At 39.9% G+C, this 13,141-nt stretch carries 12 protein-coding genes; 5 read left to right on the plus strand and 7 right to left on the minus strand.

Going from position 1 to position 13,141, the window contains the following annotated elements; translation table 11 throughout:
- Window positions 1-23 precede the first annotated feature (23 nt).
- The gene (gene cax, locus A5N88_RS13200) at window positions 24-1,088 is read right to left on the minus strand and encodes a calcium/proton exchanger (protein WP_066266752.1); all 1,065 of its coding nucleotides are present in this window, start codon (window positions 1,086-1,088) and stop codon (window positions 24-26) included.
- Between the two features lie 366 nt (window positions 1,089-1,454).
- Here cax and A5N88_RS13205 point away from each other — a divergent pair, with 366 nt between their 5' ends.
- Both A5N88_RS13205 and A5N88_RS13210 read left to right on the plus strand, forming a co-directional pair.
- Entirely contained in the window at window positions 1,455-2,630 is a 1,176-nt protein-coding gene (locus A5N88_RS13205) for an MFS transporter (RefSeq protein ID WP_066266753.1), read from the plus strand.
- A 169-nt stretch (window positions 2,631-2,799) separates the two neighbouring features.
- Complete coding sequence (locus tag A5N88_RS13210; RefSeq protein ID WP_066266755.1) at window positions 2,800-4,725, plus strand: heavy metal translocating P-type ATPase; 1,926 nt, start codon at window positions 2,800-2,802, stop codon at window positions 4,723-4,725.
- A 137-nt stretch (window positions 4,726-4,862) separates the two neighbouring features.
- Here A5N88_RS13210 and A5N88_RS13215 read toward each other — a convergent pair whose 3' ends face one another.
- The 3 genes from A5N88_RS13215 to A5N88_RS13225 form a co-directional block, all read right to left on the minus strand.
- Window positions 4,863-5,657 carry an ABC transporter permease gene (locus A5N88_RS13215; protein ID WP_066266756.1) on the minus strand — a complete coding sequence of 265 codons (795 nt, stop codon included), beginning with the start codon at window positions 5,655-5,657 and terminating at the stop codon, window positions 4,863-4,865.
- Entirely contained in the window at window positions 5,650-6,294 is a 645-nt protein-coding gene (locus A5N88_RS13220; protein WP_066270516.1) for an ABC transporter ATP-binding protein, read from the minus strand. The genes A5N88_RS13215 and A5N88_RS13220 overlap by 8 nt, the downstream gene beginning before the upstream one ends.
- A 457-nt stretch (window positions 6,295-6,751) precedes the next feature.
- Window positions 6,752-7,627, minus strand: a complete 876-nt coding sequence (locus tag A5N88_RS13225) for a YihY/virulence factor BrkB family protein (RefSeq protein ID WP_066266758.1) — start codon at window positions 7,625-7,627, stop codon at window positions 6,752-6,754.
- A gap of 196 nt (window positions 7,628-7,823) precedes the next feature.
- Between A5N88_RS13225 and A5N88_RS13230 the strand changes: the two genes are divergently transcribed.
- Window positions 7,824-8,045 carry a DUF1128 domain-containing protein gene (locus A5N88_RS13230; protein WP_066266760.1) on the plus strand — a complete coding sequence of 74 codons (222 nt, stop codon included), beginning with the start codon at window positions 7,824-7,826 and terminating at the stop codon, window positions 8,043-8,045.
- A gap of 92 nt (window positions 8,046-8,137) precedes the next feature.
- On the opposite strand, the gene map is transcribed toward A5N88_RS13230, so the two are convergent.
- Entirely contained in the window at window positions 8,138-8,887 is a 750-nt protein-coding gene (map, locus tag A5N88_RS13235; RefSeq protein ID WP_066266762.1) for a type I methionyl aminopeptidase, read from the minus strand.
- A 386-nt stretch (window positions 8,888-9,273) separates the two neighbouring features.
- Between map and A5N88_RS13240 the strand changes: the two genes are divergently transcribed.
- Both A5N88_RS13240 and A5N88_RS13245 read left to right on the plus strand, forming a co-directional pair.
- Window positions 9,274-10,389: a glycosyltransferase family 2 protein gene (locus tag A5N88_RS13240; protein WP_066266766.1), complete on the plus strand. Its 1,116-nt coding sequence runs from the start codon at window positions 9,274-9,276 to the stop codon at window positions 10,387-10,389.
- Between the two features lie 3 nt (window positions 10,390-10,392).
- Entirely contained in the window at window positions 10,393-10,836 is a 444-nt protein-coding gene (locus A5N88_RS13245; RefSeq protein WP_066266769.1) for a hypothetical protein, read from the plus strand.
- A 55-nt stretch (window positions 10,837-10,891) separates the two neighbouring features.
- Here the strand turns inward: A5N88_RS13245 and A5N88_RS13250 are convergent, their stop codons facing one another.
- Entirely contained in the window at window positions 10,892-12,034 is a 1,143-nt protein-coding gene (locus A5N88_RS13250; protein ID WP_066266773.1) for an ABC transporter permease, read from the minus strand.
- Window positions 12,035-13,138: an ABC transporter permease gene (locus A5N88_RS13255; protein ID WP_066270518.1), complete on the minus strand. Its 1,104-nt coding sequence runs from the start codon at window positions 13,136-13,138 to the stop codon at window positions 12,035-12,037.
- Window positions 13,139-13,141: the final 3 nt, after the last annotated feature.

Here is a 13,141-nt window from a genome sequence, read left to right on the forward strand (position 1 = left end):
GCTGAAGGTTTTTTTCTGCTTTTCTATAATAAAAAGAAACCAATACCAATAATGATATACGCGGCTAAAAGGGTTGCTCCTTCAAACCAATTGGTCTCACCATCATTTGCAAGGATTATTGTCAGCAATACAGCAGCCGCCATGGATACCAGCTCTGGCATTGTGAAAACAAGCGGCATGGAATGCGCAGTAAATAGCGAGACGATGACAAGCAAAGGAACCACGAACATGGCTATCTGCAGGGTCGAGCCAAAGGCAATTTCGACCGCTATGTCCATCTTATTCTTAAAGGCCATTACGACTGCGGAAGCATGCTCTGCTGCATTTCCAACAATCGCCACAATGACAATACCGATAAACAGCTCACTCCAACCAAAGCTTTCTGCCACCGTTTCAAAGGTATGTACAAGATGCTCAGAAATATAGGCAACCGCAACCGTAGCGAGACCCAAAATAAGCATCGCCTTGCCCTTGCCCCACTCTGGTTCCTCCACCTCTTCTATTTCTGGCTTCGGCTTGGATTCAGGATCCTGATAAATTCCTCTGTGCGTCACCAGCTTAAAAAATAATGCCAAAAGATACAGCACGATCAGTGTAATGGAAATCCCCACACTTAAATCAAGGGTTTCTGTATTCGTTAGGCTTGTTGAAAAGACTACAGGAATAACAAAGGCTACAAGGACGGCAAATATCAACAATCCTGAATTATGCCTGGCATCGTATACATTAAACTTTTGTCTTTTAAACTTTAGTCCCCCCACAAAAAAGGCCATTCCGGCAACCAAAAGCAGATTGCCCAATACAGAACCGGTCAGGGATGCCAGAACCACTCCGTTCAGCCCCGCCTGAAGGGAGAAAATGGATATAATTAACTCAACCGCATTGCCAAATGTGGCATTAAGCAGTCCTCCAATCCGGGGGCCAGCCACAATAGCAAGACTTTCTGTCGCCCTGCCCATATAGCTTGCAAGTGCCACAATCGTTAAACAATAAATCACAAACATTAGTATTTCAGGCCATCCAAGCAATGATCCGATGACAGAAACAGGGACGCCAACGGCCACCATAATGGCAAATACTTTTTCCATGTCAGTCCTCCTTACAGGTAAATACCTCGTTTACTACTCTTTTCCCCTAACCATCCCATTTATCCATTGTTTATACCCTATTATAAAATTCTACAGGAGGACGAACTGCTTGCCAATCACTTTACTACCCGTTACCATCACATATAGGGGGTTTTCGACATTTTTATGAATTTTTAAAATGGGACCTTGATAAACGGTTGTTTTCGCATAAAAAATTCCTTATTCAGTCAGACTCTGCGGCATCTTTTGGTGAACCATTCAATGGTTAACATTTGTTTCACTCACTTTTTTTGCGCACAAAAGCAACAAAGTATACGAAAAGAGCATTAGTTTATGCAAATTTTATTTTTACAGGGGTATGTAGTGATGAAAAAGATAGAACAATTGCGATTTTGGATTCTTGTCAGCATTGTAACAGTTTCAGGATTTTCACAAGGGATGCTTCTCCCTTTAATTTCTATTATCTTCGAAAAAAGTGGAATCAACTCTTCGTTGAACGGTTTAAATGCTACTGCTATGTATATCGGAGTGTTGATTGCGTCCCCGCTAATTGAAGCACCGCTTCGAAAAGTTGGATATAAACCGCTTATTCTAGTGGGCGGATTTACCGTGTTTTTTAGTCTGCTTTTATTTTCCTCCTGGAAGTCATTCTGGTTTTGGTTTTTCTTAAGGCTTCTGATCGGAATTGGGGACCATATCCTTCATTTTGCCACTCAAACGTGGATTACATCCTCTTCTCCAAAAGAAAAGCTTGGCAGAAATATTTCTCTTTACGGTTTCTTTTTCAGTCTGGGCTTTGCCGTTGGCCCCGCTATGACCCGTCTGGTGGAAATTAATGAACGTCTGCCCTTTATCCTTACTTCTATTATTAGCCTTATCATTTGGCTGGCCATTTTTGCCTTAAAAAATGATTATCCAGTGTCAGATATCGAAACCGTTTCTTTTTTAGGCACTTTTAAACGCTTTGGCTTAGTGTGGAAGTATGCTTGGGTTTCCCTTCTGCCGCCATTTGGTTTTGGATTCCTAGAGGCATGTTTAAATAGCAGCTTCCCCATTTACGCACTAAAAAACGGGATGAATATTGATGCAGTGTCCCTCATCATTCCAGCGTTTGCTATTGGAAGTATTGTGTTTCAGCTTCCCTTGGGCATGCTGAGTGACAGGCTGGGGAGGCATTTCATTTTAAAATGGGTGATGTTTATTGGGTTTATGTGCTTTGGGATTGCTGCCCTTTACAGGGATTCCCCAGTAATCCTCTTTGTAAGTTTTTTTGTAGCCGGAATGGCCGTGGGCTCTACCTTTTCACTTGGCATCAGCTTTATGGCAGATCTTTTGCCAAAAAATTTGCTGCCCGCAGGCAATATTATGTGTGGAATTTTTTATAGCATCGCCTGCATGATTGGTCCATTTTTCAGCGGATTGCTTATCCAGTATGTAAAGGGTCCAAGCTTTTTCTATTTGCTAAGTCTTATGCTGTTCATTATTTTCATATCGCTTGTAGCTGCAAGAGGAAAACAAAATGTTTCTTCTGTGCATCATTAACCTTTTCAATCCTCTTTCCATATGATAGGATGGAATCAACAAACCAATAAAAAAACCTATGAAATTTTGCTGTCATCTTTTTGATGACAGCTTTCGTCGTTTTATAGGGGTATTGATGTTGATTATTCTTCTCAATTAAATACATTTTAGGATATTTGGAGGGAGAAACATGGAAGAAAGCAAAGTCCTTTTAAGAAAGGCAGAGGAGAATCAATCCGTAACGTTAATGGAGAGAATTAAGCCTCACCTGGAGTTGATTGCCGCTTTGATAAGCGGAGTACTTATTCTTGCCGGATGGATTGTTTCTAGAAATATTACCGGAGTTCTATCCAATAGTCTATTTTTGCTTGCTTTTGTTATTGGCGGTTTCGCAAAAGCAAAAGAAGGCATTGAAGAGACGATTGCCAATAAAGATCTCAATGTAGAAATGCTGATGATTTTTGCTGCAATAGGCTCTGCTATCATTGGGTATTGGGCAGAAGGAGCCATTCTGATCTTTATTTTTGCAGTAAGCGGAGCACTTGAAACCTATACAATGAGTAAAAGTCAGAAGGAAATATATTCCTTAATGGATCTTCAGCCAGAGAATGCTCTGCGAATTGTGGATGGCCGGGAAGAGCAAGTGCCTGTTTCATCGCTTGAAATTGGAGATATTCTGCTGGTAAAGCCAGGTGAGCGTATTCCGTCGGACGGTATCATTAACAAAGGAACCACTACTATTGATGAGGCTGCCATTTCTGGTGAATCACTCCCCGTTACGAAGGAGTTGGGAAGCGAGGTTTTTGCCGGCACTGTAAATATTAATGGTGCTATTGCCATAGAAGTAACAAAGCCTAATAATGAAACACTTTTCCAAAAAATTATCCAGCTCGTTCAATCGGCACAAAGCGAGAAGTCCCCTTCACAGCAATTTATCGAAAGATTTGAAGGAACCTATGTAAAAGTTGTTTTACTGGTAGTGCTGCTAATGATGTTTATCCCGCATTTTGCACTCGGATGGAGCTGGACAGCAACCTTTTACAGGGCCATGATTCTACTGGTCGTAGCCTCTCCGTGTGCCCTGGTTGCCTCTATTATGCCGGCAACCCTTTCTGCCATTTCAAATGGTGCTAAGCACGGCATTCTTTTTAAAGGAGGAGTCCATCTGGAGAACCTTGGGCATATTCGTGCTATTGCCTTTGACAAAACAGGAACTCTGACAAAAGGAAAGCCGCAAGTGACCAATGCCCTCGTGCGTGAAGGCATGGAAACAAACGATTTGCTGCAAACCATAGCCTCTATTGAAAACCAATCTAATCACCCTCTTGCAATGGCAATTGTCCGATACGCGAGAGAAAAAGGAGTGAACACACTTATTTCTCCTGATCATATTGAAGACATTCCAGGATGGGGGATTAAAGCCATAGTCAATAAGGAAGAGTGGCTTATCGGCAAGGCTGACTTTGTTGGCTTAGAGGAAGCCGCTGCCTTTTATCCGGAGGATGTACAGCAAATAGAAGCACAGGGAAAAACAACTGTCTATGCACGAAATTCCACTGGGATTGCAGCCATGCTCGCTCTTCAGGATATTGTACGGGAAGAAACGAAAACAGCTGTACAAACATTAAAAGAGATGGGAATCCGTACGATTATGCTGACGGGAGACAGCCAAAAAACTGCAAAAGTGATTGCGGGTGAAGCCCTGGTGGATGAATATATTGCAGAATGTCTCCCAGAAACAAAGGTGGATGAGATCAAAAAAACAATAAATCGTTACGGATCGGTAGCGATGGTCGGGGACGGCATAAACGATGCACCTGCTCTTGCAACCGCAAACGTTGGTATTGCAATGGGGGAAGGCACCGATGTAGCATTGGAAACAGCAGATGTTGTTTTGATGAAAAATGATTTGCCAAGGATAGCAGAAGCCATCCTTTTATCCAAAAGAATGAATCGCATAGTAAAACAAAACGTTTTTTTCTCCATTTCCGTTATTGTTGTGCTTATTGCTTCCAACTTCTTTCAGATTTTAAACCTGCCGTATGGAGTAATCGGCCATGAAGGTAGTACTATTCTTGTCATTTTAAATAGTCTGCGGCTGTTAAGATCACGTTAGTGTCTTACTCTCCGACTAGCCCGGAGCGCTGAGGTTAGACCTGGATTATAGTGGTTTAATGAGAAATTTTATACTTTAATTCAAAAAAGGATCATTCCCAGTTTGAGAATGATCCTTTTTTAACGGAGTACTATTGTCTATCCCTTCTTTTTCTCAGCATTTAAATTGATTAACTGTGCCCTATTATTAAAGAATGCCCGATAGCCCATAAACAGAAAGAGAATGACACTAAACGCCACACTCCCCGTTATACCGAGCATAATAGCTATTTGATACTTAATTGCGGTAAGAGGGCTTGATCCTGATAGAATGACCCCTGTCATCATCCCAGGGAGAAAGATAATCCCCATTCCTACCATGTTGTTAATGGTCGGGAGAATTGCAGAGTCAAAGGCATGATTCACAATTCCTTTTGTTGCTTCATACGGTGTGGCCCCCAGCATTAGAGCTGATTCCACCAAATGCTTTCTTGACCTCATTCCTTCAATCAAAGTACTCACACCCAGACTCACCCCTGTCATGGCATTCCCGACAATCATTCCACCGATAGGAATGAAGTAGCGCGGATTATACCAGGGGTTAAAGTGAACGACAACAAAATCAAAATAAATTAAAGTGATAAGCGTACCAGCTGTCATGGATAGGGCTATCGCTTTTTTTAAAGTTGAGGGGATAGGCGTTTTAGAGCGTTTAAAGATATTATAAACAGCAAATATCTCCATAATGAAAATAATGATGACCGTATAATAAAAATGCATATGTTTAAAGACATACATCAATATGTAACCTACAAGCACCAGCTGGAGTGTCATTCTAAAAGTGGCAATAATGATTTCCTTTTCCCGGGGGATTTTTCGCCAGCGTACTAGGAGGAGCAGGACAAGGATAAAAATATACGCCGTCACTAACTCCCAAAATGTAATATCAACCACTTGTCTGTACCTCCTTTGCTTTATTAATCTCGTTCATATAAATAATGCTGTCCGAATAGCGTTCTGCCACTGCTTTTGAGTGAGTAACCATGACGACCGTCTTATGATGATCACGAACATATTGAATGAACCGGTCCATCACTGCTGTTTCCGTATTTTCATCCAATGCGGATGTCGGTTCATCAATAAGAAACACTTTTGCATCCATTAAAATGACCCGCGCAAAAGCCAGCCTTTGTTTTTCCCCTCCTGATAGAGTGTCAGTCTCCTCCTCAAGATCCTTTTTTAATTGAACCATTTCCAAAGCTTTGTGCAGTTCTGAATCTGAAGCGTCGCTTTTTCCTGAGAACCTTAATCCAATCAGTAAATTATCCCGTATATTTCCATCAAAAATAGCCGGTGTTTGTGAGAGCATCACTACTTCCCTTCGCAGCTCAATTGGATTCTTTTCGCTAATTAACGTATCCTGATAAAAAATTTCTCCCTTATCATAGCTAATCAATTGATTTAACAGCTTCATCAGCGTCGTTTTTCCGGAACCACTTTCTCCAAACAGTGTCGTCACCTGTGAAGCTTGAATATCCACAGATGGTAAGTTCAAAATGTCTTGAAACACTACATTTCTAATTTTAAACAAGATCATTCCTCCATCTCCAAATGGGTCTAACTGCAATAATCCAATCATTGCATCCGTTTTGTTTGTTCTATTCATTTCTTACTATTTCCTTTAACTGATTATTACGAAATATATTCCATCTCTTCTATAAACAATTATCATATTGCGTGAAAAACGGTTCAAGTTTTTTACTTATTTATTTATTGTAAATACCCTGTACATCCAGGATATAAGCATTAAAGCTCCGTTCATAAAATCCTTTTATTCTTTTCCACATGAAAAGGCGCCTGACTGAATGCCAGGCACCTCTGATATTATTTAGTGGTATCCATTTTGTCCGTTGGCAGAACTTGAAGTTTTGCCTTTTGGCTTTTGCTTGCTGTTTTGCTTTGTTTTTTTCCCCAATATGAAAATCCCCTTTCAATTATAGAGTGGGCTTTCATGATTAGTGTGTACATTCAGGGAAAAAACTTTCATCTTATCGGTGAGAAGTTTTCTTTAGTGCCGATGACTGGCAGGAACGGGTATTTTTACTTAACAGTGCATTGATTTCACCACCGACTATAATGATGGCACCACTGAAATACAGCCAAAGCATAAGAATAATGATTCCCGTTATACTGCCATAGGTGGCGGAATAATTACTAAAGTTATTAACATAGAAAGAAAATCCCAGGGAAACAATGATCCATCCTACTGCAGCAATAATGGCACCTGGAATAACAGTCCGGCACTTCATCTTAATATTAGGAGCAAAATAATAGAGGCCTGTAAAAACAGCAAACAAAACAACGGGAGATAGTACCCAGCGCAACCCATTCCAAACAGTTAAAAACGCATTGGATAATCCAAACATGCTGAAAATATACATCCCTATTTGTTTACCAAATACAGGAAGACCCAAGGCAACGATAAACACAATAATCATTCCAAGAGTTAATATAATCGAAGTGCCTCTTACCACTATAAATGATCGGGTCTCATCCACTTCATAAGCACGATTTAATGCCTTAATAACAGCAATAATTCCATTAGATGCCGACCAGATAGATGCTATAATTCCAATCGAAATCAGACCGCCCTGGCGCTGGCTTAATATTTGTTTTAGATTCGTTTCTATCAATTGCAATGTATCCCCCGGAGCAAAATCCTTCACCGTATTCAGCAATTGTTCGGTCGAAATAGGAAGATATGCCAGTAAAGCAACCATAAATATCAAAGCTGGAAAAAGGGATAATAAGAAAAAGTAGGCAAGCGTTGCAGAAAGACTGCTGACATCATTATACGAAATTCTTTCATAAAGCTTTTTTAAAAAGGACCCTCCCTTTCGAATCTTCATACGGGTTTTTCCCATTCTCTTCACCTCAGATAAAAACCAATTTAGTAGCGAACGGTTCTGTAACCATATAATTCCCTTACAGCCTGCTATAAAACCTTTGATTTTTAAATCATCCTTCTTTATATCTTCTCTTCTTTTATTTCGTTATAATGAGGAATGAAATGAATTTATAAAACAGTTAAGCGCTATTACCCCCGAAAGGATGAGACAATTGGAACTAAACGTTAAATCACCTGAAAATATTGAATATATGATTGAACAGATTACAACGAAATTAAAAATGGTAAACGTAGGTGCTTTAGATCCTTCCCATTTCGATTTGGATAAATACGAGGACATTCGTGAAGTATACGAAATGGTGATGAAGAAAAATACATTTAGCCCAAATGAAATGCAAGCGATCGTTGAAGAGCTTGGCACTCTAAGAAAATAGGACAATCTGGTATTCAGAAAAATTTTACAAACCCAAAAGCCGCATCTCTGTTTATCTTCTGCGAAGAGAGATGCGGCTTTTTTCGATTGAACCTAATTTTGATCAGTAATAATGACAATTCCGTCCTTTGTCACTGCTACTGTATGTTCATATTGTGCAGACAATGAACCGTCGCGTGTCCGAGCCGTCCAGCCATTGTTATCCATCTTTGTTTCATAAGTACCGATATTTATCATTGGCTCGATGGTAAATACCATCCCTTCCTTAATCCTCGGTCCCTTATTTGGAAGTCCGAAATGCGGTACCTCCGGCTTTTCATGGATGGTAGGACCAATCCCGTGACCGATAAAATTACGGACTACCGAATAGCCCTCCCCTTCTGCATAGGATTGGATGGCATGGCCAATATCTCCGATACGGTTCCCCACCTTGACTTGTTCAATCCCTTTGTAAAGAGACTCTTTTGTCACTTCAAGAAGTCTCCCGGCCTCCTTGCTAACTTTGCCAACTGGATAGCTCCAGGCAGAATCGGCAAGAGCCCCATTCAAATTGACAACCATATCAATCGTGACAATGTCACCTTCCTTAAGCGGCTCTTTTCGAGGAAAACCATGGCAAATCTCGTCGTTCAAGCTGGCGCAGGTCGCATACTCATAGCCTTTATATCCCTTTTGCTCCGGGGTCGCACCATTTTCTTTTAAAAAACGATCTACAAATTCATCAATTTCCCAGGTTGTCACACCCGGTTTTATCATGGCTGCAATCCTTCTGTGCGTCTCAGCCAGAAGCTCACCCGCTTTTTTCATCATATCAATTTCACGCTGTGATTTTAATGTAATCATATCGATCTTCCTTTCACATCTAACGTATCTATATGTATGGTTCATTAACGTATTCTGTGAATGCATACCCCTTTTATCATATCTTTATTTTTAAAACTTAGCAAAAGACACGATGGATTAGCCTTCCCCTGCCTTTTTCAAAAATAGGACTTCTTTTACAGCATCCTTGCCTGTTGATTACGGTTTTAGGTACTCACTCAAAATCAAGCTAATTAAAAACGTTAAAAATAGATTATACTCAGCATACATATATTGCAAGTCCTATCTTTTTCGTCCATTAAGGTACGTTTTTAATAGACGCAAAATGTCAATCATGATAAGTAAGTGTCTTAAGATCTTCTTATACCACCCTAAGAGATCGAAATGTAAAGGCGGACGTGATTAGGATGATACCATTTCAACATTTCAAACAAAGAAGGCTCCACAAAAATCATTTGAATATACCCTTCAATTCCAAAGGCTATTATATTGCTGGAAAGCCCACACAGCATAGCGCCAACAATTTCAAGGTTACGGTTATTACGCCTGTTTATAACGCCGAAAAAACCTTAAGGAAAACGTTGGATTCCGTTATCCGGCAGACAATTGGACGTTCAAATATCGAGTATGTATTAGTCGATGATGGATCGACCGATTCATCACGGGACATCCTTTTGGAATACTCCTCTAAGTTTGATTGTATTCAAGCTGTTTTTTTGAAGAAAAACACAGGTACACCAGGGCATCCTCGTAACATCGGGATCCAGCTTTCAACAGGAAAATATTTAACCTTTCTTGATGCAGATGATTGGCTTGAAGAAAACGGCCTTGAGATTCTCTATGCCGTTCTGGAAAAAACGGGGGATGATTATGCAGTGGGAAAAACTGTCCAGGTGCAATCAACTGGAACAAAAGTGGTGGGGGAGCATGAATCCTGTATGGAAAGAAGGAGTATATGCCCTTTTTCCATCCCTCATATTTTTCATCACTTAGGTCCAAGGGCAAGAATGATAAAGGCAAGTGTAATCAAGGAAAATGACATACTCTTCCCCGAAATGAAATTTGCAGAGGATAAACAGTTTTTTATAGATGTTTTATTGCATTCCAGGAAAATCTCGACTACTCAGAGTACCATCTATTATTTAAATCGGATGGAAAACCAAGAAACCCGGTTAACCAATCAAACGAACATTCTTGAGAAGGCAAACTGCAACCTAAAAGTAATACGATATATTATTGAGAAGAACCTGGAAACCGAGAAAGAAAAAATGATCTTGAACCGTTTATATGAATTCGATTCGATCAGCAGATTTTTTTCCACCCCTCACTTTTATAAAACAAGACTTAAATTCCTTTATTATCTTAAATTCAAGCAAGTCCTAAAAACAACGAAACGCCTGCGCTATGATTTCTCGCAGCAATTCTTTGAGCCTATTCATTTGGGTGTCTATATGCTATTTATTAAAAGGAACTATAGAGATTTGGAAAAACTGTTGGAATGGAATAATAAAGAGAAAGTGTAAAATGTGGTTATTAAGGATGACTTGCCTTATTTAGCCGTTCCTTTCATCAAAGAAGGGTATATCCCCATTCCCTTGCACGCAATCTTTATCGATCATGAGATCTATCGTCAAAGATACTGCCTTCGCTTCAAGGTATATGGAATCGATGCAGAGTATATCACAGACATGCTGTTAAGAAGCTCGAAGGATGCTCTTCTTGAATATTCACTCCCTGTTTTTATTGATAAGTATGGCGATGGCAGGCTAGAGATAGAGCTGGAACTTTTAAAGAGTCTTCCACTCTCGAACTATTCCTTATTCTTAAGGTATAGGACTTATCGTAAAATAAATATCAGGATGCTGAGCGGCAGCCCTCTTATTTATCCTTATCAAAGCAGAGACATCCAGTTTTATACAACAAGCTATTCCAATCTGGGCATTCAATTAAAGGCAATAGAATCAGTCTGAAATCAATAAATAAAATCCCCCTGCTGTTTAACAGAAGGGGGATTTTGTTATCATTCTATACGAAATTTTTTGTAGAGCTATTTCGGCTGAATTTAAAGACAGCAATTAAGAAAAACACAGCTGCAAAAGCCAGCAGAATTAAGAAGTTCAAATAAACCGATTGCAGCAGATCACCATTTTGTAGTTTAGTAATGGTTTCTAATACCCAGTGCTGAGGAAGAAAGTCAGCAATTCTTTGCAAAGCCTTTGGCATGATGTCTACAGGGAAAAAACAGCCGGATATTAAACAGGTCGGTACGATAAATAAGTTTTGCAATGCGCTTGAAGCAGAGGTGCTTCCAGCAAAAGCAATGGTTACTTGTGCAAACCCGATTGCCACTAATGAGAATACCAAAAGAATAATCAGCATTTCCCAGGAAGGCATGTTTAAATGAATATGGACGATATTCATAATGACAAGAGTCAGCACAATCTGGACAACCATTACAATAAGATTAACAAGTATATTGGCTATAACATATTTTCTCGCATTAATGGGAGTCGAAAGCAGCCTATAGTAGGTTCTGTTTTCTTTCTCCTTTAAAATAATTTCCGAAAGACTCCCTGCACTGATCAGCATGATCATAATGAGATAGCCGATGGTTTGGCTCGTCATGCCTTTTTCTTTTGAAGTATCCTCAAGTGTAGATGCTTTCACCTTTACATTGGGTTTTTGGTAATCTGCATATATTTTATTAAACGTTTGGGCATTTCCCTTTGAAATACGGCTGATGGCTGCAATATTATTAATGTAATGATAGAGATAGCTCTTTACATACTCTGTAACCTGCGCTCCTTTTATCGATATCAGCTCGATATGGCCCGGCTGCCCCTGCTGGATGCTTTTCTCATATCCCTGGCCCAATGTGATAACACAATCTGCCTTTCCACTCGATAGCTGTCCGTTTATCTGGGATTCAGCCAGCTTTTGAACCTTCACATTTTCCATTCCTTTAAGATATTGTACTGTATCATTAGCAAGCCCTGTATTTTCTTCCTGGACAACCCCAATTTTCAATATGGTTGAATTCACGCCCCCATTAGAAAGGAAGGCAATGAATAAACCGATTAAAGGTGTAAGGATAAACAGTACAACACTTCTTTTACTTTTCAACATGGTTCTTAACGTGTTTTGAACAAGCCATAGAATATCTTTCATTTACAGCCCTTCCTTTCTCCTGAATGAAATGACGGCTATTAAAAGCATAATGAAGGCAATCCCTAAATTCATGCCAATGACCGGAAGAGCTGCTGCCAGGTCGTTGGAATAGATTATCTTGTTTATCGCTTGATTCGCCCAGGTTAATGGGGATAAACTCGGAATGAAGCCGGACACCTGAAAGTAAGCACCGCCGAAAAAGGAAGCTACCTGTACAGCTACCATAATAATGGTCCTGGCTGACTGTCCTGTTTTTGTCAAATAACTCACTCCAAGCCCAAAACTGATTGCCAATAGACTTTCCGTAACAAGTATTAGAAATATAATTCCTAAATGGCTGCCCCAGTAGGCTTTAAATACATACTTGCTAAAAAGAACAACCAACATCAGGCAGATAGCATTGAATATTACGCTGCCAAGTATTTTCCCCGCAAAGATTTCTCCCTTTCTGATAGGAGAGGCCAGCAGACGATCTGCTGTATTGCGTGTTCTTTCTCCTCTAATTAAGCTGGTTCCTCCAATAGCTCCATAAAGAGCAATCATGGTGGTCATCGCAATGGCGTAGTAATCCATCGCACCAGGCTGTTTTGCAGAGTGAAGAGAAACGGACTTTATATAATCATTTTTTCCTGTTTCCGCCAGAACTTGACTTACTTGATCGGGTTTTACCTTCGCGACGGCTTCAGCTACATTGTATTTGTCTGCAAAAGCAGTGACCATCCCCTGGATAATACTTCCTTCAACACTATTCTTCGTGCTTTCATAAACGGAAATGGTGTTATCCTTCAGCACCACATAGCCATCATAATTACTTTGCTTTACTTCTTTTTGGCCGTCTATATGTGGTTCAGCTTTTGTAAAATGAATTCCCGCTTTTCTTGCCTGCTCTTCAAAGCTTTTAAAGCTTTGTGATAACACCTGGCTGGCGTTATCCTGATATAATACCTGAATATTGCTTACCTGAATTTTAGAATCAAACACATTGGAAAGCGCTGTTCCCAATACAAACATTAATAATATTGGAAATGCCAACATAAAAGCTAATGCCCTGATGTCACGATAGGTATGCTTCATTTCCTTTAAGGCAATTGTTAAAATACTCACCAC

The organism is Heyndrickxia acidicola (genome assembly GCF_001636425.1).
GTDB classification, from domain to species: Bacteria; Bacillota; Bacilli; order Bacillales; family Bacillaceae_C; genus Bacillus_AE; species Bacillus_AE acidicola.

Excerpts from the sequence above, each read along its gene's own strand:
- cax (WP_066266752.1), bottom strand. The coding sequence starts at position 1,088 with ATGGAAAAAGTATTTGCCATTATGGTGGCCGTTGGCGTCCCTGTTTCT.
- A5N88_RS13205 (WP_066266753.1), top strand. The coding sequence starts at position 1,455 with ATGAAAAAGATAGAACAATTGCGATTTTGGATTCTTGTCAGCATTGTA.
- A5N88_RS13210 (WP_066266755.1), top strand. The coding sequence starts at position 2,800 with ATGGAAGAAAGCAAAGTCCTTTTAAGAAAGGCAGAGGAGAATCAATCC.
- A5N88_RS13225 (WP_066266758.1), bottom strand. The coding sequence starts at position 7,627 with ATGGGAAAAACCCGTATGAAGATTCGAAAGGGAGGGTCCTTTTTAAAA.
- map (WP_066266762.1), bottom strand. The coding sequence starts at position 8,887 with ATGATTACATTAAAATCACAGCGTGAAATTGATATGATGAAAAAAGCG.
- A5N88_RS13240 (WP_066266766.1), top strand. The coding sequence starts at position 9,274 with ATGATACCATTTCAACATTTCAAACAAAGAAGGCTCCACAAAAATCAT.
- A5N88_RS13250 (WP_066266773.1), bottom strand. The coding sequence starts at position 12,034 with ATGAAAGATATTCTATGGCTTGTTCAAAACACGTTAAGAACCATGTTG.